This is a genomic window from Phenylobacterium sp. (genome assembly GCF_030698145.1).
Lineage (GTDB): Bacteria > Pseudomonadota > Alphaproteobacteria > Caulobacterales > Caulobacteraceae > Phenylobacterium.
Genome location: NZ_JAUYNW010000085.1, coordinates 39,664 through 62,988 on the forward strand (window position 1 = coordinate 39,664; position 23,325 = coordinate 62,988).

Consider the following 23,325-nt stretch of genomic DNA (forward strand, 5'->3'; position numbering starts at 1 on the left):
TCTCGCGACCGCTTGCCCCTCAGGCGGGAGCGACAGGGTTAAAAATCAACCGCGATGCCCTTGCGCTCCCAGTCGCCGAAGCGCGTGGGCTCCAGGCCGCTGGGGCCGCCGGCTTCGGCGGCGCGGGCGGCGGCTTCCGCTTCGGCCGCATGGCGCGCGGCGGCCTCCTCCAGCGCGCGGCGAGCGGCGGGGGTCAGAACCTTGTCCGGGGCGGCGTTAGGCGGGGTCTGGTCGGGCATGGGCGGAATTTAGGGACTGTGAGCCGCCAAGGCCAGCATTGTCAGGCCCGGGATACTGGATCTAGATAGGCCTGCAGGCGTCGGCCACGGCGCACGTTCGGGGGAACGTCCATGTCCAAGCTGTCCTTGTCTTTCTTTACGGTGGCCGCGCTTTGTGGACTTGCCGGTATGGTCTTCGGCGCGGTGATGGGGATCACCGAGGACTTCACGCTCGCCCCGTCCCACGCGCACCTGAACCTGCTGGGCTGGGTGAGCCTGGCGCTCATGGGGACCTTCTACGCCATGTCCGGCCGGGGCGGCCGGTTGGGCTGGATCAATTTCGCGCTATCCAGCGCCGGCGCCATCCTCATGTCGGTCTCGCTCGCCCTCTTTCTCGGCGGCGCCAAGCCGTTCCTGACCGGGGTGATGGCGGGGACGCTCATCGCGGTCCTGGGCATGCTCGCCTTCGTCGCCTCGGTGGCGCGGAGCTGGGGCCGGAGCAGCCCCGCGGCCTAAGGCGGCTTGCATCGGGGCGCGGAAGGGGGCACGCCCCGCCCGTGACTTCAGATGCAGACCTCGGCCTTCCGGCCCGCCGCGCGGCCCTCGACATCCTTTCCGCCAGCCTTGCGCGCAGGGCCGGCCTGGACGAGGCGCTCAACCGTCCCGCCTTCGGGGCCCTGCCGCCCCGCGACCGCGGCTTCGCCATGGCGCTGGCCATGGCCACCCTGCGCCGGCTGGGGGCCATCGATCGGGCGCTCGACGCCAAGCTTGCCAAGGCCCCGCCCGAGGCGGTGCGCAACATCCTGCGGATCGGTGTGACCCAGGCCTTCGTGCTGGACACCCCGGCCTTCGCCGCGGTCACCACCAGCGTCGACCTGGCGGCTAGCCATTCCTCGACCCGGGCCTTCAAGGGCCTGGTCAACGCCGTGCTGCGCGGCCTGGTGCGCGAGCCGCCGAAACTGGACGAGCCCGAGGCCCTTGCGCCGCCCTGGCTCTATGCCCGCTGGAGCGCAGCCTTCGGCCCCCAGGCCGCTAGGGACATGGCCGCCTTGATCGCCGACGAACCCGCCACCGACCTCTCGCCGAAGTCCCTGGACGGCCTGGCCGCCCTGGCCGCCGAACTCGAGGCCGAGATGCTCACCGGCGGGACCCTGCGCACCGCCCGCAAGGGCGACGTGGCCGCCTGGCCCGCCTATGAGGCCGGGTCGTGGTGGGTGCAGGACGCCAGCGCGGCGATCCCCGCGCGGCTGCTGAACGTAGGCCCCGGCGAGACCGCCCTCGACATGTGCGCCGCCCCCGGCGGCAAGACCCTGCAGCTCGCCGCCACGGGCGCGAGCGTCACCGCCATCGACCGCTCCGCCGCGCGCCTGGTGCGGGTCAGCGAGAACCTGGAACGCATGGGGCTGGCCGCCGAGATCGCCGCCGCCGAGGCCGGCGACTGGGCCGATACGCGCGAATTCGACGCCGTGCTGCTGGACGCACCCTGCAGCGCCACCGGCACGTTCCGGCGCCATCCCGACGTGCTGTGGGCCGCGCGGCCGGGCGACGTGGCGGCCCTGGCCGGGGTGCAGTCACGGCTGCTAGACTCCGCGGCGCGGCGCACTCGGGTCGGCGGACGGCTGGTCTATTGCGTCTGTTCGCTGGAGCCGGAGGAGGGCGAGGCCCAGGTCGCGGGCTTCCTGGCCCGCCATCCCGGCTTCGCGCTCGCCCCCATGGCGGCGGGGGAGGGCGGGGCGCCGGAGGCCAGCCTGCTGGCCGACGGGACCCTGCGCCTGCTGCCTCACCAGCGGCCGGGCGGGCAGGACGGATTCTACGTTGCCCGCTTCACCCGTAGCTCCTGACGACCCACTCTCTTCAAGAATTGTCGGTTGGCGCAGCGGCCGGGCTTGGCTAAGTCCAGGGACATGACCCGCGCTCCGATCATCGCCCCCTCCATACTGGCCTCGGACTTCGCCAAGCTGGGCCAGGAGGTCGCCGCCATCGAGGCGGCCGGCGCCGACTGGGTGCATGTGGACGTCATGGACGGCCACTTCGTGCCCAACATCACGCTCGGCCCCGACATCGTCAAAGCCCTGCGCCCGCACGCCAAGATCCCCTTCGACGTGCACCTGATGATCGCGCCGGTGGACCCCTATCTCGAGGCCTTCGCCCAGGCCGGCGCCGACATCATCAGCGTCCATCCCGAGAGCGGCCCGCACCTCAACCGCACGCTCAAGCGCATCCGCGAGCTGGGGGCCAAGGCCGGGGTGGTGTTCAACCCCTCCACCGATCCCAGCGTCATCCAGTGGATGATGGACGAGGTCGACCTGATCCTGGTCATGTCGATCAATCCGGGCTTCGGCGGCCAGAAGTTCATGCACTCGCAGCTCAGGAAGATCGAGCGCCTGCGCAAGATGATCGACGAGACCGGCCGGCCGATCGAGCTGGAGGTCGACGGCGGCGTCACCGTCGAGACTGCGCCCCTTTGCGTCGCGGCCGGGGCCACGGCCCTGGTGGCCGGGACGGCGGTGTTCAAGGGCGGACCCGAGGCCTATGCCGGCAATATCCGCGCGCTGAAGGGCGGCTAGGGCGGTGGCCGGCGGCTTCCCGGCGATCTTCGATACGCCCGCCGGGGCCTATGTCCTGGCCTTCGCGGAAGGCGGCCGCCGCGCGCTAGCTCGCGAGTGGGCCGGAACCGGACTGCACCGCTGGCTGCTCTCGCATCCGAAGGCCCAGGCCCTGGCCGGGCGACCCAAGGATCCGCGGCCCGTGGACCTGGCGGCGGGCCATCGTCTCCTGGCCGGCCGCTTTGAGTTCGGCGGCGCCTTGCTGGAGGCGGGCGTCGGCGGCGACCCCTGGGACCGTCCCAGCCCCTCGCGCCGCTTCGCCGCGGCCCTGCACCGGTTCGACTGGACCCGGGACCTGGTCGCTATCGGCGACGAGGGCGCGGCCGAGGCCCTGCGCCTGACCCTGGACTGGCGGCGGCTGTTCGGCCGCTGGAACGGATTCGCCTGGTCGCCGGAGGTGCTGGAGCGGCGGGTGTTCAACCTGGCCTGCGCCGCCAAGCCAATCTGCTCCAAAGCCTCCGACGCTGAGGTGGCCCTGATCGCCCAGGACCTGGCCCGCCAGGCCCGCCATCTGGTCAGCTTGATCGACGGTCCGGTCCGCGCCGCCGAGCGCGCCTGCGCCGCGGCCTTGGCCGGCACGGCCCTGGGGGGCGACGCCGGCGAGGCCCTGATCGCCCAGGGCCTGTCGCGGCTCCAGCGATCCCTGCCCGTGACGGTGCAGCCGGACGGCGGCCACGCCTCGCGCTGCCCTCGCGCAGCCCTCGAACTCCTGCTGGACCTCCAGGCCCTGGACGAGGCCCTGGTCCAGCGCGGGATCGCCCCGCCCGACGAGATGCTGCGCGCCATCGACCGGTTGGCGGGCGCGGTGCGGTTCTTCACCCTGGCCGACGGCGGCCTGCCCGACCTGCAGGGCGGCGAGGGCGGGACCGCTGCCTATGTGGCCGCCGCCCGGGCCAGCGAAGGCGCCTCGACCAAACCGCCGGTGGCGCGCAACGGCTATCACCGGCTGGAGGGCCGCAGCCTGCAGGTGATCGCCGACGCCGCCCCGCCGGCCCGCGGACCCTGGAGCGTCACCGCCTGCGCCCAGCCGCTGGCCATGGAGCTGTTGATCGGCGCGCGGCGGGTGATCGTCGGCAGCGCCTGGTCGCCCGACGCGGTGGGACCGCAGGCGCTTCGCGTGGCCGACGCCGCCTCGACGGCGACCCTCGCCGACGCGGTCTGCGGTGAACCGATCGGCGGCTTCCGGGCCGGGGTCCTGGGGCCGCGCCTGGTGGGCGCCTATGAGGCGGTCGACGCGCGCCGGCAAGAGGGCGACGGCGCCCTGTGGCTGGAGCTGGCCCATGACGGCTGGGTCAAGCGTTTCGGCCTGCGCCATGAGCGCCGGCTCTATCTCGACCTCGCCGCCGACGAACTGCGCGGCGAGGACCGGTTCCTGACCGCGCGGCCGGGCGTCGACCTGGGCCCGGCCGGACGCCGCTTCATCCCCTTCGCCGTGCGCTTCCACCTCCATCCCGACGTGAAGGCCAGCCTGGCGCGCGACAGTAAGAGCGTGCTGCTGCAGGCCGGCGATCAGGAACACGGCTGGTGGCTGCGCAACGACGCCGCCGACGCCTCGGTGGAGCCCTCGGTGTTCTTCCAGGACGGCCAGCCCAAGCGCGCCCAGCAGATCGTCCTGCGCGGCCAGGCGCGGGTCGAGACCGGCGCCCGTGTGCGCTGGAAACTCGCCGCCGCGGAGATCTGGCCGCCGCCGCAATAGACACGCTGCGAGCGCGCCGCATTGACTGGCGCGGGCGTCGGGCCTATGCCGCCGCCATTCCGCGTGACTGGCGAATGAAGGTGGGCGACCACCGGGGAGCGCGGGATCTCATATGCCGCTCGCCTGGGCAATTTCCTTGAAACGCATCAGGAGACTGCCGTGCCCGCCGCGCCGAATTTCCCGCCCGCCCCCGACCGTGTCGCGCCCAAGCGCGCCCTGATCTCGGTCTCCGACAAGACCGGCCTGGTCGAGGCCGCCAAGCTCCTGGCCGAGCTTGGCGTCGAGCTGGTCTCCACGGGCGGCACCCGCGCCGCCATCGCCGCGGCCGGCCTGGCGGTGAAGGACGTGTCCGACCTCACCGGCTTCCCGGAGATGATGGACGGGCGGGTGAAGACCCTGCACCCCATCGTGCATGGCGGGCTGCTGGGGGTCCGCGACGCGCCCGACCACGCCAAGGCCATGGCCGACCACGGCATCGGCGCCATCGATATCGTCTACGTGAACCTCTACCCGTTCGAAGCCACGGTGGCGAAGGGCGGGAGCTTCGAGGACTGCGTCGAGAACATCGACATCGGCGGCCCGGCCATGGTGCGCTCGGCGGCCAAGAACCACGGCTATGTGGCCATCTGCACCGAGATCGCCGACCTGGAAGAGGTGCTGGCGGAGCTGAAGGTGGACGGCGCCACGAGCCTCGAGTTGCGCAAGAAGCTGGCGGCGCGGGCCTATGCCCGGACCGCGGCCTATGACGCGGCGATCTCGGCCTGGTTCGTCAGGTCGCTGGGCGAGATCGCGCCGGCGCGACGCGCCTTCGCCGGCAAGCTGGTCCAGACCATGCGCTATGGCGAGAACCCGCATCAGGCCGCGGCCTTCTACGCCGAGGAGACCCCGCGCATCGGCGTCGCCACCGCCCGCCAGATGCAGGGCAAGGCGCTCAGCTATAACAACATCGCCGACACCGACGCCGCCCTGGAGCTGGTGGCCGAGTTCGATCCCGCGGCGGGCGCCGCCGTGGCCATCATCAAGCACGCCAATCCCTGCGGCGTGGCGCTGGGTCCGGACCTGAAGAGCGCCTATGAGCGCGCCCTGCAGTGCGACCCGGTCTCAGCCTTCGGCGGGATCGTGGCGGTGAACCACCGACTGGACGCCGCCGCGGCCCGCGAGATCATCAAGATCTTCACCGAGGTGGTCGTCGCCCCCGAGGCCGACGAGGACGCCATCGCCCTGTTCGCCAAGAAGAAGGACCTGCGCCTGCTGCTGACCGGCGGCCTGCCCGATCCGCGCGCGGCGGGTGACGCCTACAAGCAGGTGGCCGGCGGCTTCCTCGTGCAGAGCCGCGACACCGCCCACATCACGGCCGCCGACCTGAAGATCGTCACCAAGCGCCAGCCGACGCCGAGCGAGATCGCCGACATGCTGTTCGCCTTCACGGTGGCCAAGCACGTGAAGTCCAACGCCATCGTCTACGCCAAGGACGGCCAGACGGCGGGGATCGGCGCCGGCCAGATGAACCGCAAGGACTCGGCCCGGATCGCGGCGTTGCGGGCGGGCGAGGCCGCGGAGGCCGCGGGCCTGCCGGCGTCGCTGGCCAAGGGTTCAGCCTGCGCCTCGGACGCCTTCTTCCCGTTCGCCGACGGCCTGCTGCAGGCGGCGGAGGCCGGGGCCACGGCGGTGATCCAGCCGGGCGGCTCGATCCGCGACCAGGAGGTGATCGACGCCGCCGACGCCGCGGGTCTGGCCATGGCCTTCACCGGCGTGCGGGTGTTCAGACACTAGATCAGATGGACCTTCGCCCAGGCGAAAACATAACTGATTGATTTAGTTATCTTTTCTTTCCGACATCCATCGTCGCCAGCTCGCGCAGGGCGGCGTTGGCGATGGTGAGCTTGGCGAAGCTCCAGCCGCCGCCGGCGGCCTCGATCTCCTCCACCGACTTGCGGGCGGCCTCGGCGAGGTCGCGGCGCAGGGCCGTCCAGGAGCCGATGGCGGCCTGGGCGGTCTGCACCGTCTCGCCGGCCTGGGCGTTCCCCGAGAAGGCCATGATGGCGCGGGTCACCGAGGCCTGCTCGGCCAGCAGGTCCTCCACCAGCCGCCGCACGGCGGTGCGCTCGAAGCTGTCGCCGGCCGTGAAGCCGCCCGCCGCGGCGCGCAGCCGGTCGAAGGCGAAGGCGCGGCCCACCTGGTGGTAGAGCCGGGCGACGTTGGGCAGGGCCCAGCTCGAGGCGTCGGCCAGGTCGACCAGGTCGACGGCGGTGGTCAGGGGCTGCAGGTTGGCGACCTGGCGGGCGAGGTCCTCGGGGGCGCCGGCCTCGGTCATGCGGACCACCTGGGCTTCCAGGCGTTCGCGCTCGACCGGGGAGAGGATCTCCGGGATGAGCTTCTTGAGCGTCGCCGCGCCGGGACCATAGCGCCTGACCAGGGCCTCAACCCCGCCGCCGGAGCGGGCGGCGCGTCGGGCCAGCCAGAAGGTCTCACCGCGCAGGGTGTAGGCCAGTCGCCGGTAGAGGGCCATCTGACCCGCGGCTGGAACCTTGCCGTCCAGGGCCGAGACCTGATCCCACAACGCCGGGAGGGCCAGCACCGCCTTAGCCGCCTCGTAGGCGGTGACGAAGGCGGTCACGTCGCAGGAGGCCGCGGTCATCAGCCGTTCCGGGAAGGACGGGCCGCAACGGTTGACGACGTCGTTCGCCGTCACCGTGGTGATGATCTCGCGGCGCAGGCGGTGGCGGCGCAGGGCCTCGTCGAACTTGCGAACGCCCTTGGGGAAATAGCCCTCCAGGATGTCCTCGAAGAACGGGTCGTCGGGGACCTCGCTCTCGATCATGTGCCGCTTGAGCTCCAGCTTGCCGTAGGCCAGCAGGATGGCCTCCTCGGGCCGTGTCAGGCCCTTCCCGGCCTTGCGGCGATCGGCGATGACATTGGCGTCGGGCAGGCCCTCGACCGCGCGGTCGAGTTGGCCGCGCGACTCCAGCAGACTCATGAACCGGGCGTGCGGCTCCAGCTCGCCCGGGGCGTCCAGGTCCATCAGCGACAGGGCCAGGGTCTGGTCGTAGTTGTGGGTCAGGACGTGGCGGCCCACGTCATCGGTCATCGACTTCAGCAGCTTGTCGCGCTTGGGTCGGTTGAACACCCCGTGGCGCTCCAGCGTGCCGGTGAGGATCTTGATATTGACCTCGTGGTCGGACGAATCGACCCCCGCGGAATTGTCGATGGCGTCGGTGTTGATCCGCCCGCCGCCGAGCGCGAAGGCGATGCGGCCGGCCTGGGTGAGGCCGAGATTGGCGCCCTCGCCCACCACCTTGACCTTGAGCTCGTCGGCGTTGACGCGGATGGCGTCATTGGCCTTGTCGCCCACCTCGATGTGGGTCTCGCCGCGCGCCTTCACATAGGTCCCGATGCCGCCGACATAGAGCAGCTCGGCCGGCGCCTTGAGGATGGCGTTCATCAGCTCGGCCGGGGTCAGGCTGTCGGCCTCGACGCCCAGCAGGGCCTTGATCTCGCGGCTGAGCGGGATCGACTTCAGCGCCCGGGAGAACACCCCGCCGCCCTTGGAGATCTTCTTGCGGTCGTAGTCGTCCCAGGACGAGCGCGGCAGGGCGAACATCCGCTCGCGTTCCCTGTAGGAGGCGGCGATGTCGGGGTTGGGATCGATGAAGATGTGGCGGTGGTCGAAGGCGGCCTGGAGCCGTGTCTGGGTCGAGAGCAGCATGCCGTTGCCGAACACGTCGCCGGACAGGTCGCCCACGCCCACCACGGTGAAGGGCTCGGTCTGGATATCCTTGCCCAGTTCGCGGAAGTGGCGCCTGACCGCTTCCCAGGCGCCGCGGGCGGTGATGCCCATGACCTTGTGGTCGTAGCCGGCCGAACCGCCTGAGGCGAAGGCGTCGCCCAGCCAGAAGCCGTAGGACTCGGCCACGCCGTTGGCGATGTCGGAGAAGGTGGCCGTGCCCTTGTCGGCGGCGACCACCAGATAGGGATCGTCCCCGTCATGGACCACCACGCCCTGCGGGTGGATCACCTTGCCCTCGGCGTCGAGGTTGTCGGTGAGGTCGAGCAGGCCGCAGAGGAAGGTCTTGTAGGCCCGGATGGCCTCGGCGCGCACGGCGTCCTGGGTTCCGCCCTTGGGTAGCTGCTTGGGATAGAAGCCGCCCTTGGAACCCACCGGCACGATGACGGCGTTCTTGGTCTGCTGGGCCTTCACCAGGCCCAGCACCTCGGTGCGGAAGTCGTCGCGGCGGTCGGACCAGCGCAGGCCGCCGCGGGCGACGGGGCCGAAGCGCAGGTGGACGCCCTCCACATGGGTCGCCCAGACGAAGATCTCGCGATAGGGCTTGGGCAGGGGCAGGTCGGCGACCTCGGGGGAGGCGACCTTGAAGCTGATATAGGGTTTCACCCGGCCTTCGGCGTCGAGCTGGTAGTAGTTGGTCCGCACGGTCGCGGCGACCAGCAGGGCCAGGCGGCGCAGAACCCGGTCGTCGTCCAGGCTCTCGACCAGCTGCAGGGCCGAGGTGATCTCTTCCATCACCTTCATGGCCTGGCCGGAACGGGCGGTCAGGTCGGCGGCGATCGCCGGATCGAACTTGGTGCGGAACAGATCGAGGATCAGCCGCGCCACGCCCGGATGGTTGGAGAGGGCGGTCTCGGTGACCCGCTGGCTGGGATCGAGGCCAGACTGCTGGCGGTGGCGCGACAGGGCCCGGATCAGGGCCGCCTCGCGCCAGGAGATCGAGAGCTCGAGCACCAGGCGGTTGAAGCCGTCGTTCTCGGTGGAGCCGGTCCAGACCGCCACGAAGGCGTCCTCGAAGGCGGCGCGCAGGTCGTCGAACACCAGGTGCCCGCCGTGGGCGTCGTCGATCTCGAACTCGTGGACATGGACCCGCCTGGCGCCGGCCCGCATGACCGGGAAGCCGTTCTCGACCATGGCCTTGAGGCCCATGTTCTCCAGCATCGGCAACACGTCGGCCAGGGGCGCGGGCGCGCCCGGACGGTAGAGCTTGAAGCGGAACTGGGTATTGGCGTCGGCGGGACGGCGGAAGGCGCGCACCCGCACCGGCTCGTCGGGATCCAGGCTCTCGATGACGGCGATGTCGGCCAGGGCCTCGTCGACGTCGTAGCGTTCGCGGTAGCCAGCGGAGAAGGCCTCGGCGTAGCGGCCGACGATCTGCGCCACCTGTGGAGTGTCGCGGCCCGAGGCGCGCACGGCCGCGGAGAAGCGGTCGGCCCAGGTGCGCGAGGCCGCGGCGATCTGGGCCTCGACCACCTTCAGGTTGGGCTCGTCATGGGCGCCCGGCTGGAAGCCGATGATGAAGTGCACCCGGGCCAGGGGCGAGTCCGTGAAGCTCGGATAATAGGCTGAGACCCGGCCGCCATAGGCGTGGGCCAGCAGGTCGCCGGCCCGTTCGCGCAGGTCGGAATCGTAGCGCTCGCGCGGCACGTAGAGCAGGACCGAGGCGAAGCGGTCGAAGGGGTCGCGGCGTTCGAAGACGCGGACCCGCGGCCGGTCGTTGAGGTGCAGGATGGCCAGCGCCGTGGCCAGCAGATCGTCCTCGGCGGCCTGGAACAGCTCGTCCCGGGGATAGGTCTCCAGGATGTTGCGCATGCGCTTTTCGTTGTGGCTGCCAGGGGCTTTGGCGGCGCGGGCCAGGACGTGGGCGACCTTGGCGCGGATCATCGGCACGGCGTGAGCCGGCTCGTCATAGGCCTCGGCGGTGACCCGGCCGCCGAAGCGGATCTCGCCCGAGGGCTTGCCGTCGGCGCCGTAACGCTTGACCCCGACATAGTCCATGTAGCCCCGGCGATGGACGCGGGAGCGGACGTTGGACTTGGCCACGGTGACCGGATCGGTTCCGAGGCCCGCCTGGATCTGGGCGGTGAGCAGGGCGGGCTCGGAGGTCCGGCGCAGGACGGTGCGCTCGGGATCGCGCAGCACGCCCAGGCCGCCTTCCGGCAGGTAGAGCGGTTCCTCGGGCGCGTAGTCGCCGTTGGGCAGGCGCGGATACTCGTAGATCCGGGCGCCCAGATAGACGAAGTGCTCGTCGTGCAGCCATTCGAGGAAGGCGACGTTCTCGTCGCGGGCGGCGCTGGCCGGCGAGGTCTTCAGCTCCCCGATCGTGCGCGAGATCAGGGCCAGCATGGCCGGGAAGTCCTCGACCGCGGCGCGGACGTCAGCGAGGGTCGCCTGCAGCCCGGCGACCAGGGCGGCCTCGCGGTCGGCGCCGACCCGCTCCAGGATCACCTGGATCATCGACTCCCGCTTGACCGCGCCGTCCTGCGCTCGCGCGCCCTTGCGGTCACGGGCGACGGCGACGATGGGGTGGAACATGGCCCTGACCGACAGGCCCTGGTCGGCGATCTCGCCCATCACGCTGTCGACCAGGAAGGGGGCGTCGGCCTGCAGGATCTCCAGGCGCTCCAGGTCGGACGAGCCCGCGATGGGGGCCAGCCGGATCACCGGCGCCGAGCCCTTGCGGGTGGCCGCGAAGGCCCAGAAGTCGGCCAGCAGGGCGGCCAGGGCCGAGGTGGCGATCTCGGGCAGTTCGTCCGGCGCGGCGTCCTCGGCGGCCTGGCCGATGAAGTCGCGCGCCGCGTCGCTGTCGTCGCCCGCGATCTGGCCGAAGGCCGCGATCAGGGCGCGCTGGGCGGAGCTCTTTCGGGGGGCCTTGCTCATATCCGGGCTCCGGACACGAGAACGCCGCCGGAGGAGAGAGTCCGGCGGCGCGTTGTCCCGCCCTGGGGGGGGAGGCGGAACACTCGGGGCTCGCAGCGGCGGGGGCTAACGCCGGCGTCGCCAAGAGTTCGGGAGGAACCCGAACAACACTGAGATAGGAAGGAAACGGCCAAGTTGAAGACCCTGGTTTTCAGGATTTGGGTTCACGCTTGCGTGACGCGGGGGTGCGCCTTTCGGGCGCGGGGTTTTTGTCCGGAGACCCGATGGGTTTGTGCTCGCGCAGCTTCTCCGGCTCGCCGTCGGCTGACAGCAGCACCGCCAGCCAGCGGGTGCCGCTGAACTGGGCCAGGATCACCATGACCATGACGGTGAGCGGGGTGGACAGGAACATGCCGGTCGTGCCCCACAGCACGCCCCAGAAGGCCAGGCTGAGCAAGACCACCACCGGGTCCATGTTGAGGCTGTCGCCCTGCATACGCGGCAGAATGATGTTGCCGACCACGAACTGGATGGCCTGCAGCACCCCCAGCAGGATCACCGCCGGCCAGAAGGTGGGGAACTGGATCAGCGCGAAGACCGGCGGCGCCAGGATGCCCACCGCCCCGCCGATCACCGGGATGTAGGAGGCGATGAAGATCAGGAAGGCCCAGAAGACCGCGTTGTCGAGGCCCATCACGGCCATGGCGATCCAGGAGGCCACCGCGATGATCAGGCCGGTGACCGTCTGGACCCACAGATAGCGCTCCACCCCGTCGCGGATGCGGCGGAAGGCCGCCATGGCCTCGGCGCGCTCGGCATGGTGCGGGAACAGGCCCACCACCTTGCGCTGGAACCCGCGCCGCGAGGCGATGATGAAGCCCAGATAGATCAGGATGAAGAAGGCGTCGGAGGCGAAGCCCTGCAAGCCCTTGGCGATGTCGGCCAGGTAGGCGCTGGGATTCAGCCGCACGAACAGCTCGCTGACCGTCGGCGGCACGTCGATACCCAGCAGGCCCGCCACCTGGGCGATCAGGCCGTTGAGCCGAGGGGTGTAGGCGACCAGTTGGCCGACGAAGCTGGTGGCGTTCTCGGCGATGACGAAGGTCGAGCCGCCGAACAGCAGCACCGACAGCACGATGGCGCTGGGCAGGGCGGCGCCCTCGCTCACCCAGGGCAGGCGCGAGCGGATCACCCGGGCGAAGCCGTCGATCATCACCGCCAGGAAGACGGCCAGCGCCAGGGGGGTGAGGATGCCGCGAAGCAGGTAGAGGGTCGCGCCGCAGGCGATCACCGCGAGGATGACGAGGGCGGTGCGGCTGACGGTCGACGGGGGAGCGGTTTCGGGCATCGGTCTCTTGCGGCGCACTCTGGGGTCGGACGCGACTGTCCGCGCCGGGGAGGTCCGCGTCAATTTTGGCGACCCCTACCCTGTTTTGGGCTTAGATGGGAGGCATTTTGCCGTCTGAACGTTAAATTTTGGTCCACCCTGCCCGATTTTCTCAAGTTATCGGCAATCACGTTTCATTCAACCGATGGCGGTGGTCGGCGGCGCGCGGCGGCGATAGCTTGGCCGACGCCACGAAAACCCCTTGGAGCACCCTATGTCCGACGGCGTCATGATCGGCTTTTCCGACCATCCCGAGATGCTGCGGCTGGACCGCGCCAACCGCCACGGCCTGGTGGCCGGCGCCACGGGGACGGGCAAGACGGTCACCCTGCAGATCCTGGCCCAGGGCCTGTCTGACGCCGGCGTCCCGGTGTTCGCCGCCGATGTGAAGGGCGACCTGTGCGGGATCGCCGCCATCGGCGCCCCCAACGAGAAAATGCTGGCCCGTGCCGCCACCATGAACCTGACGCTCAATCCGGCCGCCGCGCCGGTGGTGTTCTGGGATCTGTTCGGCGAGCAGGGCCACCCGATCCGCGCCACGGTCTCGGAGATGGGCCCGCTGCTGATCTCCCGGATGCTGGAGCTGAACGACGTCCAGGAGGGGGTGCTCTCGGTGGTGTTCCGCGCCGCCGACGACGAGGGCCTGGCGCTGCTGGACATGAAGGACCTGCGGGCGGCCTTGACCCACGCCTCCGATAACGCCTCGGCGCTGGGGGCCAAGTACGGCAACGTCTCGCCGACCACGGTGGCCACCATCCAGCGCAAGCTGCTGATGCTGGAGGACCAGGGCGGGGCGGGGCTGTTCGGCGAGCCGGCCCTGCAGCTCTCCGACCTGATGCGCACCGACGGTTCGGGACGGGGCTATGTGAACATTCTGGCGGCCAACCGGCTGATCGCCAGTCCCCGGCTCTACGCCACCTTCCTGCTGTGGCTGATGAGCGAGCTGTTCGAGGAGCTGCCCGAGGTGGGCGATCCGGAGAAGCCGCGCCTGGCCTTCTTCTTCGACGAGGCCCACCTGCTGTTCCGCGACGCGCCCAAGCCGCTGCTGGAGAAGGTCGAGCAGGTGATCCGGCTGATCCGCTCCAAGGGGGTCGGGGTCTATTTCGTCACGCAGAACCCCGCCGACATCCCCGAGACCGTGCTGGGCCAGCTCGGCAACCGCATCCAGCACGCCCTGCGCGCCTATACCCCGTCCGAGCAGAAGGGCCTGCGGGCCGCGGCGCAGAGCTTCCGCGAGAACCCGGCCTTCGACACCGCCGAGGCGATCCAGGGCCTGGGGGTGGGCGAGGCCCTGGTCTCGGTGCTGGACGAACGCGGCGCGCCGACCGTGGTGCAGAAGACCCTGGTCCGGCCGCCGGTCTCGCGCCTGGGGCCGATCACCTCGGCCGAGCGCGCGGCGGTCATGGCCCAGAGCCCGGTGCGCGGCCTCTACGACACCACCAAGGACCGCGAGAGCGCCTACGAGACGCTGAAGGCCCGCGCCGCGGCGGCGGCCGAGGCGCTCGAGGCGCCGCCCGCCCGCCGGGCCGCCGAGCCTGACGACGACGAGCCGGCCCGCCGCGCCCAGCCCCGGGCGCGGGCCTCCAACCGCCAGGGCATGGGCGAGACCTTCGCCAAGTCCCTGCTGCGCCAGGCCGGCAGCGCCATCGCCCGAGAACTGATGCGCGGCGTACTGGGGAGCCTGAAGAAGCGGCGGTAGGGTGTAGCCGATCTCAGATGCTCCCCTCCTGGGGGAGCTGTCACCGCAGGTGACTGAGGGGGTCTTTGACTCTTGCTTGTGGGCCCGAGCCCCCTCCGCGACGTCGCCAAAGAGGGCGCCGCGCCACCTCCCCCAGAAGGCGAGGATCTGGGGACCTAAACCCGCGTCTTCACCCCGCCCAGGGCGTCGCGCACGGCCGCGGCCAGCTGCTCGGCGCGGAAGGGCTTGCGCAGCACGGGCCATGACGAGGGGTCGGTGGCTTCGTCCAGGCGGTCGCCGGCATAGCCGGTGGTCAGGATGATCGGCAGATCGGGGAGGCGGGCGTGGGCGGCGCGGGCGAGGTCGGCGCCGCTCATGCCGCCGGGCATGATGATGTCGGAGATCAGCAGGTCGAAGCGCTCGGCGCCGGCCAGGCGCGCCAGGGCGGCCGGACCATCGGCCTCGCTCTCCACCCGGCAGCCGAGCTCGGCCAGCAGGTCCTCGGTGACGGTGCGCACGGCGGAGTCGTCCTCGACCAGCAGGACCCGCGCGCCGTGCGCCCAGCGCGTTTCGACCAACGGATCGGCGACGGGCTCGGAGCGGGCGCCCGGCTCGGCGGCCGGCAGATAGAGCGACACGACCGCGCCGCGGCCAGGCTCGGACTCCAGGGTCACCGCCCCGCCGGCCTGTTTGACGAAGCCGTAGACCTGGGCGAGGCCCAGGCCCGTGCCCTTGCCGACCTCCTTGGTGGTGAAGAAGGGCTCGAACGCGCGCTCGAGGATCTCTGGCGTCATGCCCGCGCCGGTGTCGGCGACGCTCAACCTGATGTGGTCGCCGGGGCTCGCGCCCACCACCTCTCCCTCGGAGAGCGTGACCCGGGCCGTGGAGACCTCCACCGCCGCGCCGGGCCGGCCGGAGGTGGCGTCGACGGCGTTGACCACCAGGTTCAACAGGGCGGCCTCGAACTGGGCGGGGTCGAGTCGGCTCATGCCGACCCCGGGTTCGCGGCGGATGGTCAGCTCCACCCCCTCGTCGATGGCGCGGCGCACCAGGGGCTCGACCTGCTCGATCAGGTCGTGCAGGTCGACCACCTCCAGCTTCAGCTCCTGGCGGCGGGAGAAGACCAGCAGCTGACGGGTCAGGCGTTCGCCGCGCCGGCCGGCGGCGAGGGCCGCCTCGGCCAGCCTGCGCACCCGGGCGGTGTCGTCGGGGTGGCGCAGGATCAGGTCCAGGCCGCCGATCACCACGGTCAGCAGGTTGTTGAAGTCGTGGGCGACGCCGCCGGTCAGCCGGCCCACGGTCTCCAGGCGCTGGGCCTGGGCGAGGGCGGCCTCGGCGCGGGCGCGCTCCTCCAGGCTCTCCTGCAGTTCACGGGTGCGTTCGATCACCCGGGCCTCCAGGTCGGAGCGGGCCTCGACGATCTCGGTGATGTCGCTGGAGGAGCCGAACCAGCGGCGGATCGTCCCGTCGTCCTCACGCACCGCCGAGGCGCGGCCGTTGAACCAGCGCCAGACCCCGTCGTGGCGGCGGATGCGGTACTCCACGTCGAAGGGCAGGCCGCCCTTCACCGCCTGGGCCCAGGCCTGCTGCACCGTGTCCTGGTCCTGCGGGTGCACGGCCTGCAGCCAGCCATCGCCCCTGTGCTGTTCGGCGGGCACGCCGGTGAAGGTTGTCCACTGGGGGCTCAGATAGTCGCAGAACCCGTCGACGCGGTTGGACCACAGCAGTTGCGGCAGGCTGTCGACCAGGGCGCGGATGCGGGCCTCGCCCGCGCGGAGCGCGGTCTCGGCCAGCCGCCGGTCGGTCACGTCGACGCACGAACCGACATAGCCCTGGAACTCGCCCTGGCCGTCGAAGGCCGGGGCGGCGGCCTCGTCCAGCCAGCGGTACTGGCCGTCGTGGCGGCGGATCCGGTACTCCATGCGCCCGGGCTCGCGCCCGGCGAAATGCTTGGCGTAGGTCGCCAGCAGGCCTTCGCGGTCGTCGGGATGGACGTCCTCAAGCCAGCCCCGGCCCTGCTCCTGATCCAGGGTTCGGCCGGTGAAGGCCAGCCAGCTGTCGTTGAACCAACTCGCCCGCTGGTCGGCCCCGCTCATCCAGATCAGCACCGGCGCGGCGTTGGCGATGCTGCGGAACTGGTCGCGGCCACGGGTCGCCGCCGCTTCGGCCTCGCGCTGGGCGGTCACGTCGCGGAACGAGACGGCCACGCCGCCCTCCGCCCGCACGGCGCTGGAATGCAGGATCCGCGGCTGGCCGTCGATGGTCCGCCGCACCTCGATGTCGTCGGGCCCGCCGTCGGCCATCACGGCGATGAAGCGGCGGACCGTCTCGGCGCCGGTCTCTCCAGGAAAGGCGTCGCGGACCCGGCGGCCGGTCAGGCCCACCACGCCTTCCGGGGCCATCTTCTCGGCGGCGGGGTTGGCGTAGACCCAGGTGAAGTCGACCACCTCGCCGCGTTCCACGACCGCCTCCAGGATCACGAAGGCGTCCAGGCCGTGCTCCTGGAAGATGCGGAACCGCTCCTCGGCCGCGGCGCCGCGCATGACGGCCAGGCGGACGGCCTTGGCGATCAGCACCGTGGCGAACGCCGTGGCCAGGAACATGACGAGCTGCGAATAGTCCGGAACGGGCATCCAGAGCGCCCAGACCGCCAGCGCGCTGGCCACGGTGGCGAACAGCCCGCCGCGCAGGCCTGCCACCAGGGTGGCGAACAGCACCGCCGGGTAGAAGATCATGAAGTTGGGCGGCGGATCGAGGACCAGGCCGGCGGCCTCGCGCAGGGCGCCAGCCAGCGCCACGGCGCCGAGCGCGGCGCCGTAGGCCACGACCGGGCGCTCGATGGCGGTCGCGAACCGTTGCGCCCAACGTCCGATCATGCCGCGCTCAGACCCCCACGAACTCCGCAGCCTTACCGAAGGCCGAAACGGAGCGGAGGTAAAGCGGCGCCGTGAAAGTTGGCGGACCGATCCCCTGGGACCGGTCCGCCTGGAATTCCTAGCGCGGCGCCATGCGGATGGCGCCGTCGAGGCGCACGTCCTCGCCGTTGAAATAGCCGTTGGTGATCATGGTGAGCGCCAGCTGGGCGTATTCCTCGGCGTTCCCCAGGCGCTTGGGGAAGGGGACCGAGGCGGCCAGGCCCTGCTTCACCGGCTCCGGGGCGAACTGCATCAGCGGGGTGTTGAAGATGCCGGGCAGGATGGTGTTGATCCGGATGCCGTCGCCGGCCAGGTCGCGGGCGATGGGCAGGGTCATGCCGACCACGCCGCCCTTGGAGGCCGAATAGGCCGCCTGGCCCATCTGGCCGTCCTCGGCCGCCACCGAGGCGGTGTTGACGATCGCGCCGCGCTCGCCGTCGACCGGCTCCAGGTCCAGCATGCCCTTGGCCGACTTGGCGATGCAGCGGAACGTGCCGACCAGGTTGATCTGGATGATCATGTTGAAGGCGTCGAGCGGGAAGTGCTTGGTCTCGCCCGTCTGCTTGTCGCGCCCGGCGGTCTTGATGGCGTTGCCGGTGCCGGCGCAGTTGACCAGGATGCGCTCCTGGCCGTGGGCCGCGCGGGCCTTGGCGAAGGCCGCGTCGACCTCTTCGTCGGAGGTGACGTTGCACTTGCAGAAGACGCCGCCCACTTCTTTTGCGACCGCTTCGCCCTTGGCTTCGTTCATGTCGAAGATGGCGACCTTGACGCCGTGGGCCGCGAGTTGGCGCACGGTGGCTTCGCCGAGGCCCGACGCGCCGCCGGTCACGACCGCGGCGATGGAGGAATCGAGTTTCATGGACGCTTGGCTCCCGTTCTCGTCTAAACTGATGTCGGAGGCTTTAGCCCGATGAGCGCAGACTCAAAAGCGTCACCCAACGTCAAGGGCGCCGCTTTCGACCCCAAGCAGACCCTGAACCCGGCCCGCGCCCTTGTGCCGGCGGTGATCCAGGTCAACGAACAGCGCGTGGCCAAGGGCTTCTGGCCGAAGATCCGACGCACGGCGGCCAAGATCCCGTTCGCCGGCGACGCCCTGTCGGTCTGGTTCTGCGCCAGGGATCCGGCCACGCCGCGCACGGCCAAGGCGATGATGATGGCGGCGCTCGCCTATTTCGTCCTGCCGGCCGACGCCATCCCCGACGTGCTGGCGGTGGTGGGCTTCACCGATGACGCGGCGGTGTTCGCCGCCCTCATGGCCCTGGTGGGCAAGAACCTGAAGCCCCGCCACCGCGAGGCGGCGCAGGGGCTCCTGGCCCAGATGAAGCGGGACGACGACTAGAGGGGTTCTTCCGAGACGACCACCGCGGCCTTGGCCTTGCTGATCTGGTGCTCGCGCCAGGTGATGAACAGGGTCGAGGCCACCACCAGGCCCGCGCCGGCCACGGTCCAGATGCTGGGGATCTCGCTGAACAACGCGAAGCCCACGATCACCGTGAACACCAGGCGGATATAGTCGATGGGGGCCATGGCCGCGGCGTCGCCGATGGACATGCCCTTGATGTAGCAGCCCTGGGTGATGGTCCCCAGCACCCCCATGGCGCCTAGCAGGACCAGGTCGAAGGGCTCGGGCCAGCGCCAGGTGAGGATCGCGCCGGGAATACCCATGACCAGGCCCAGCGTCGCGGCCCAGACCAGCAGGACGGTCGGGGAGTGGTCGCGGGTCATCACCTTCATGCCGGTGATGGTGAGCGCGAACAGGAAGGACGAGGCCAGCATGGCCAGGGCCGGCAGGCCGATGGCGAAGGGTCCGTCGACGCCGGGCCGCAGCATGATCAGGACGCCCAGGAAGCCGACCACCGCCGCGCCGATGCGCAGGGGCCCGACGGTCTCGCGCACCACCAGGGCGGCCAGCGGCACCAGCCACAGGGTGCGGGTGAAGGAGAGCGCATTGGCGTCGGCGAGCGGCATCTTCTGGAAGGCGTAGAAGGAGAGGATCATCCCCACCGTCCCGGCCGCCGAGCGGAACAGCAGGATGCCGGGCCGGGTGGTGGCGAAGGCCGCGCGGCCGCGGCTGAGGATGATCGGCAGCAGGACGATGAAGCCCGCGAGTTGGCGGTAGAAGGTCTGCAGCGCGGCCGGATAGTCATCGCCCAGGAACTTGATCAGCGTGGTCATGCCGGTGAAGGCGAGCGCCGAGCCCACCATCCATAGCGCCCCGTGGACGTTCGGCGTCAGGGCGGCGCGGGGCTCAGCGCTCACGGATCCACCCGGTGACCGACAGCCGCTCGCCGGCCGCGTAGCTCGCCACCTGGGTCACGGCGTGGAGCTGGGGCACACGGAAGATGTTCAGCGCATTGAAGGTGGGGACATAGGCCTCGGCCACATGGCCGTCGGCGTCGTGGAAGGCCAGCAGTCCGCCCCGGTCGGTGCGCCAGGCCGGGGTGAAGTTCAGCACATAGGCGTAGAGCCGGTTCTTGCCCTCGACCCCGTCGTCGTGGGCGGCGAGGAAGTCGCCGGCCCGATAGCGGGTCTCCAGGGCGAAGTCGTAGCCCTTGCCGCCGATGTGCATGGACTTGTGCCAGGGGGTGGCGGTCGCCAGCGCCGTGCTCTCGGCCCGGGCCTGGGCGAGCGGCAGGACGCCGGGCAGGTGCAGGCGCCCGAAGCGCGCGAAGGCCGCCGCCAGCTTGCCGGGGTCGAGCCCCGCGCCGAGTTTCAAGCCGGAGGCCGGGCCGCTCAAGACGGTTCGGGCATCATGTCGCCGAACATCGCGGCGAACGGCGAGCCGGCGCTTTGGTCCCAGGCATGGCGGCTGCCCACGGTGATGCCGCCGTCGACCACGATGTGCGTGCCCGAGACGAAGGCCGAGGCGTCGGAGGCGAGGTAGAGCGCGGCCTGGGCGATATCCTCGGGCATGCCGGCCTTGGGCACCGGCTGGACCTTGGCGGCGCCCTCGGCGACGCGGGCGGCCATCTGGTCGGCGACCTCGCGCGGCAGGCCGAGCGAGGCGCCGAAGATCGAGGTGGCGATCAGGCCCGGGCAGATGGCGTTGACCCGGATCTTCTGCGGCGAGAGCTGGGCCGCGGCCACCCGGCTCATATGGATCACCCCGGCCTTGGCGGTGGAATAGGCGATCGGCCCCCAGCCGGCCTGCAGGCCGGCGATCGAGGCGGTGTTGATGATCGAGCCGCCGCCCCGCGCCAACATCAGGGGCACGGCGTGCTTCATGCCGAGCGCGGGGCCGCGCACCAGGACGTCGAAGATCCAGCTCCAGCCCTCGGCGGTGACCTCGGGCAGCGAGCTCATCCGGTCGGAGATGCCGGCGTTGTTGAACAGGATGTCCAGTCCGCCGAACTCGGTCTTGGCCTTGGCGAGCGCGGCCTCGATCTGAGCCTCGTCGGTGACGTCGCAATGGGCGTAGGCGACCTTGCCGGGGAAGCGCTTCTCCAGCATGGCGCCCTTTTCGTCCTGGATGTCGGCGGCCACGACCCGCGCGCCCTCGGCCACGAACAGCTCGACGCTTCCCAGCCCGATCCCCGACACCCCGCCGGTGATCACCGCCACCTTGCCGTCCAGCCGCCCCGCCATGCTTCGCTCCCGTTATATGATCAGCGATAACTAGAGCGGCTTTGGCGCGGCGTCGAGAGCAAGGCGCTGTTCGGGCCTTGGCGCAGACCATAGATGCTCCCCCGCAGGGGGAGCTGTCGGCCGAATGGCCGACTGAGGGGGACTTTGACTCGTCCCGCCGTGGATGAAACCCCCTCCGTCTCGTCGCCAAGGGGCGACGATCCACCTCCCCCAACCGCGCTGCGCGCTGGGGGAGGATCTGGGAACCTCAGTCGATCGTGACGACGACCTTGCCCATGGCCTTGCGGCTGCCGAGATGGGCGATGGCGTCGGCGCCCTTGGCGAGCGGGAAGCTCTCGGAGACATAGGGCTTGATCTTGCCCTGGGCGTAGAGCTCCAGCAGCTCCTCGATGCTCTGCTGGAAGAGGGCCGGATTGCGCGCCGTCCAATTGCCCCAGAACACGCCGACGATGTCGCAGCCCTTCAGCAGGGCGAGGTTCAGCGGGATGCGCGGAATGTCGCCGGCGGCGAAGCCGATCACCAGGTAGCGGCCTTCCCAGGCGATGGAGCGCAGGGCGGGCTCGGCGTAGTCGCCGCCCACCGCGTCATAGATAGCGTCGAAGCCGTCGGCGCCGCCGGCTTCCTTGAAGAGGGCGCCTAACGCCTTCTGGCCGTCCTTGTCGAAGGGTCCGCGGCCATAGACCACGCCGGCGTCGGCGCCGTGCTTGATGGCCAGATCGACCTTCTCCTGGGTGGAGCAGGCGGCCACGACGCGGGCCCCCATGGCCTTGCCCAGCTCCACGGCCGAGAGGCCGACGCCGCCGGCCGCGCCCAGCACCAGCAGGGTCTCGCCGGCCTTCAGATGGCCGCGATCCTTGAGCGCGTGATAGCTGGTGCCATAGGTCAGGATGAAGGCCGCGGCGATGTCATAGGGCATGGCGTCGGGGATCTTGGTCAGCCGCCCGGCGGGCGCGCTCACCTGCTCGACCATGCCGCCCGACCCGATCTGGGCCAGGACCCGGTCGCCGACCTTCACATTGGTCACGCCCTCGCCGATGGCGGTGATGACGCCGGAAAGCTCGCCGCCCGGCGCGAAGGGGCGCGGCGGCTTGGCCTGGTACTTGTCCTCGATCATCAGCACGTCGGGGAAGTTGATCCCCACGGCCTTGACGTCGATGGTCGCATAGCCGGGCTTGGGGGCCTCCGGCGCGGGGATGTCCTCATAGACCAGGGTCTCGGGTCCGCCCGTAACCTTGCTGAGCACCGCTTTCATCGTCGTCTCCCGCGTCATTCTGAATTTGCGGCGGACGCTAGCGCAGGGGCGCGGGGCGCGGAAGGGTCAGACGAACATTTGTTTGATTTGCCGCCGTGCGGGGAGGCCGCGGGCCGTTCATTTGGTGGAAGGCGCGCCTTCGCCTATATTGGCCGGCTTCCAGACAGCGAGTTTCCCTTGGGCGTCACCCTTGATCTTTCGCGCGGACCCTCCGCGCCCAGCGCCGTGAAGCCGAACCTTTCGGGCCTGACCCGTAAGCGGCTGGCCGAGGCGCTGGTCGCCGCCGAAGTGGTGAAGCCTGAGAAGGCCAAGATGCGGGCGACCCAGCTCTGGCGCTGGATCCACCACTATGGCGCCACCGACTTCGCCATGATGACCGACGTGGCCAAGGAAACCCGCGCGGCGCTGGACGAGGCCTTTTCCCTCACCCGCCCCGAGATCGTCGAGCGCCAGGTGTCCAAGGACGGCACCCGCAAGTGGCTGATCCGCATGGCGCCGGGGATCGAGGTCGAGACCGTCTACATCCCCGACGTCGGCCGCTCGGGCGCGCTCTGCGTCTCCAGCCAGGTGGGCTGCACGCTCAACTGCACCTTCTGCCACACCGGCACCCAGGCCCTGGTGCGCAACCTGACCGCCGCCGAGATCGTGGCTCAGGTGCAGGTCGCCCGCGACGACCTTTCCGAATGGCCCTCGCCCAAGGAGGACCGCCGGCTCTCGAACATCGTCTTCATGGGCATGGGCGAGCCCCTCTACAATCTGGACAATGTCGCCGACGCCATCGACATCATTTCCGACGGCGAGGGCATCGCCATCTCGCGGCGGCGGATCACCGTCTCGACCTCGGGCGTCGTGCCGGAGCTGCACGAACTGGGCGAACGCACCCAGGCCATGCTGGCCATCTCGCTGCACGCCACCAATGACGAGCTGCGCGACGTGCTGGTGCCGCTCAACAAGAAGTATCCGATCGAGCAGCTGATCGCCGGCATCCGCGCCTATCCGGGCCTGTCCAACGCCCGGCGGGTGACCTTTGAATACGTCATGCTGAAGGGCGTCAACGACAGCCCGGCCGAGGCGCTGGCCCTGCTGAAGTTGCTGAAGGGCGTGCCGGCCAAGATCAACCTGATCCCGTTCAATCCCTGGCCGGGGACCGACTACGAATGCTCGAGCTGGGGCGCGATCGAGAAGTTCGCCGCGATCCTGAACAAGGCCGGCTACGCCTCGCCGATCCGCACGCCGCGCGGCCGCGACATCCTGGCGGCCTGCGGCCAGCTCAAGTCGGAGAGCGAAAAGGTCCGCGCCAGCGCTCGGCGCAAGCCGCCTGTGGAGCAACCGGCCGCCTGAACCG

17 protein-coding genes and 1 riboswitch are annotated in these 23,325 nt (G+C 70.6%); of the genes, 8 read left to right on the forward strand and 9 right to left on the reverse strand.

The window, feature by feature from the left end:
- Positions 1-38: 38 nt before the first annotated feature.
- Complete coding sequence (locus Q8Q77_RS12640) at positions 39-239, reverse strand: DUF1674 domain-containing protein (protein WP_305583935.1); 201 nt, start codon at positions 237-239, stop codon at positions 39-41.
- A gap of 111 nt (positions 240-350) precedes the next feature.
- On the opposite strand from Q8Q77_RS12640, the gene Q8Q77_RS12645 reads away from it, so the two are divergent.
- From Q8Q77_RS12645 to purH, 5 genes are all read left to right on the forward strand, one after another.
- Positions 351-734 (forward strand): hypothetical protein, encoded by a 384-nt coding sequence (locus tag Q8Q77_RS12645; RefSeq protein WP_305583936.1) that lies wholly within the window; start codon positions 351-353, stop codon positions 732-734.
- A 41-nt stretch (positions 735-775) separates the two neighbouring features.
- The gene (locus Q8Q77_RS12650) at positions 776-2,059 is read left to right on the forward strand and encodes an RsmB/NOP family class I SAM-dependent RNA methyltransferase (RefSeq protein ID WP_305583937.1); all 1,284 of its coding nucleotides are present in this window, start codon (positions 776-778) and stop codon (positions 2,057-2,059) included.
- 63 nt (positions 2,060-2,122) lie between these two features.
- Positions 2,123-2,785, forward strand: coding sequence for a ribulose-phosphate 3-epimerase (gene rpe / locus Q8Q77_RS12655; RefSeq protein ID WP_305583938.1), 663 nt, complete (start codon positions 2,123-2,125; stop codon positions 2,783-2,785).
- Between the two features lie 4 nt (positions 2,786-2,789).
- On the forward strand, positions 2,790-4,520 hold the full coding sequence (locus Q8Q77_RS12660) for a heparinase II/III family protein (RefSeq protein ID WP_305583939.1): 1,731 nt from the start codon (positions 2,790-2,792) through the stop codon (positions 4,518-4,520).
- Between the two features lie 53 nt (positions 4,521-4,573).
- Positions 4,574-4,656, forward strand: a riboswitch (ZMP/ZTP riboswitch).
- Between the two features lie 23 nt (positions 4,657-4,679).
- Positions 4,680-6,293 (forward strand): bifunctional phosphoribosylaminoimidazolecarboxamide formyltransferase/IMP cyclohydrolase, encoded by a 1,614-nt coding sequence (gene purH, locus Q8Q77_RS12665; protein WP_305583940.1) that lies wholly within the window; start codon positions 4,680-4,682, stop codon positions 6,291-6,293.
- A gap of 46 nt (positions 6,294-6,339) precedes the next feature.
- Here the strand turns inward: purH and Q8Q77_RS12670 are convergent, their stop codons facing one another.
- Entirely contained in the window at positions 6,340-11,184 is a 4,845-nt protein-coding gene (locus Q8Q77_RS12670; RefSeq protein ID WP_305583941.1) for an NAD-glutamate dehydrogenase, read from the reverse strand.
- A gap of 190 nt (positions 11,185-11,374) precedes the next feature.
- Entirely contained in the window at positions 11,375-12,511 is a 1,137-nt protein-coding gene (locus Q8Q77_RS12675) for an AI-2E family transporter (RefSeq protein ID WP_305583942.1), read from the reverse strand.
- A gap of 253 nt (positions 12,512-12,764) precedes the next feature.
- On the opposite strand from Q8Q77_RS12675, the gene Q8Q77_RS12680 reads away from it, so the two are divergent.
- A complete protein-coding gene (locus Q8Q77_RS12680; protein WP_305583943.1) occupies positions 12,765-14,249 on the forward strand; it encodes a helicase HerA-like domain-containing protein in 1,485 nt (494 codons plus the stop codon).
- Positions 14,250-14,404: 155 nt separating this feature from the next.
- On the opposite strand, the gene Q8Q77_RS12685 is transcribed toward Q8Q77_RS12680, so the two are convergent.
- Entirely contained in the window at positions 14,405-17,104 is a 2,700-nt protein-coding gene (locus tag Q8Q77_RS12685) for a PAS domain-containing protein (RefSeq protein WP_305583944.1), read from the reverse strand.
- 118 nt (positions 17,105-17,222) lie between these two features.
- Positions 17,223-18,002 carry an SDR family NAD(P)-dependent oxidoreductase gene (locus Q8Q77_RS12690; RefSeq protein ID WP_305583945.1) on the reverse strand — a complete coding sequence of 260 codons (780 nt, stop codon included), beginning with the start codon at positions 18,000-18,002 and terminating at the stop codon, positions 17,223-17,225.
- Positions 18,003-18,053: 51 nt separating this feature from the next.
- Between Q8Q77_RS12690 and Q8Q77_RS12695 the strand changes: the two genes are divergently transcribed.
- A complete protein-coding gene (locus Q8Q77_RS12695) occupies positions 18,054-18,482 on the forward strand; it encodes a YkvA family protein (RefSeq protein ID WP_305583946.1) in 429 nt (142 codons plus the stop codon).
- Here the strand turns inward: Q8Q77_RS12695 and Q8Q77_RS12700 are convergent.
- The 4 genes from Q8Q77_RS12700 to Q8Q77_RS12715 form a co-directional block, all read right to left on the reverse strand.
- Positions 18,479-19,348 carry a DMT family transporter gene (locus tag Q8Q77_RS12700; RefSeq protein WP_305583976.1) on the reverse strand — a complete coding sequence of 290 codons (870 nt, stop codon included), beginning with the start codon at positions 19,346-19,348 and terminating at the stop codon, positions 18,479-18,481. The genes Q8Q77_RS12695 and Q8Q77_RS12700 overlap by 4 nt on opposite strands.
- A 43-nt stretch (positions 19,349-19,391) precedes the next feature.
- Entirely contained in the window at positions 19,392-19,880 is a 489-nt protein-coding gene (locus Q8Q77_RS12705; protein WP_305583947.1) for a 2OG-Fe(II) oxygenase family protein, read from the reverse strand.
- Entirely contained in the window at positions 19,877-20,728 is an 852-nt protein-coding gene (locus Q8Q77_RS12710) for an SDR family NAD(P)-dependent oxidoreductase (protein WP_305583948.1), read from the reverse strand. Before Q8Q77_RS12710 ends, Q8Q77_RS12705 begins: the two co-directional genes overlap by 4 nt.
- Positions 20,729-20,975: 247 nt before the next feature.
- Entirely contained in the window at positions 20,976-21,980 is a 1,005-nt protein-coding gene (locus Q8Q77_RS12715; RefSeq protein ID WP_305583949.1) for an NADPH:quinone oxidoreductase family protein, read from the reverse strand.
- A 177-nt stretch (positions 21,981-22,157) separates the two neighbouring features.
- Here Q8Q77_RS12715 and rlmN point away from each other — a divergent pair, with 177 nt between their 5' ends.
- Positions 22,158-23,321 (forward strand): 23S rRNA (adenine(2503)-C(2))-methyltransferase RlmN, encoded by a 1,164-nt coding sequence (gene rlmN / locus Q8Q77_RS12720; protein ID WP_305583950.1) that lies wholly within the window; start codon positions 22,158-22,160, stop codon positions 23,319-23,321.
- Positions 23,322-23,325 lie beyond the last annotated feature (4 nt).

Coding starts and splice junctions, on each gene's coding strand:
- Q8Q77_RS12640 (WP_305583935.1), bottom strand. CDS start 239: ATGCCCGACCAGACCCCGCCTAACGCCGCCCCGGACAAGGTTCTGACC.
- Q8Q77_RS12645 (WP_305583936.1), top strand. CDS start 351: ATGTCCAAGCTGTCCTTGTCTTTCTTTACGGTGGCCGCGCTTTGTGGA.
- rpe (WP_305583938.1), top strand. CDS start 2,123: ATGACCCGCGCTCCGATCATCGCCCCCTCCATACTGGCCTCGGACTTC.
- Q8Q77_RS12670 (WP_305583941.1), bottom strand. CDS start 11,184: ATGAGCAAGGCCCCCCGAAAGAGCTCCGCCCAGCGCGCCCTGATCGCG.
- Q8Q77_RS12675 (WP_305583942.1), bottom strand. CDS start 12,511: ATGCCCGAAACCGCTCCCCCGTCGACCGTCAGCCGCACCGCCCTCGTC.
- Q8Q77_RS12680 (WP_305583943.1), top strand. CDS start 12,765: ATGTCCGACGGCGTCATGATCGGCTTTTCCGACCATCCCGAGATGCTG.
- Q8Q77_RS12685 (WP_305583944.1), bottom strand. CDS start 17,104: ATGATCGGACGTTGGGCGCAACGGTTCGCGACCGCCATCGAGCGCCCG.
- Q8Q77_RS12690 (WP_305583945.1), bottom strand. CDS start 18,002: ATGAAACTCGATTCCTCCATCGCCGCGGTCGTGACCGGCGGCGCGTCG.
- Q8Q77_RS12695 (WP_305583946.1), top strand. CDS start 18,054: ATGAGCGCAGACTCAAAAGCGTCACCCAACGTCAAGGGCGCCGCTTTC.
- Q8Q77_RS12700 (WP_305583976.1), bottom strand. CDS start 19,348: ATGGTGGGCTCGGCGCTCGCCTTCACCGGCATGACCACGCTGATCAAG.
- Q8Q77_RS12710 (WP_305583948.1), bottom strand. CDS start 20,728: ATGGCGGGGCGGCTGGACGGCAAGGTGGCGGTGATCACCGGCGGGGTG.
- Q8Q77_RS12715 (WP_305583949.1), bottom strand. CDS start 21,980: ATGAAAGCGGTGCTCAGCAAGGTTACGGGCGGACCCGAGACCCTGGTC.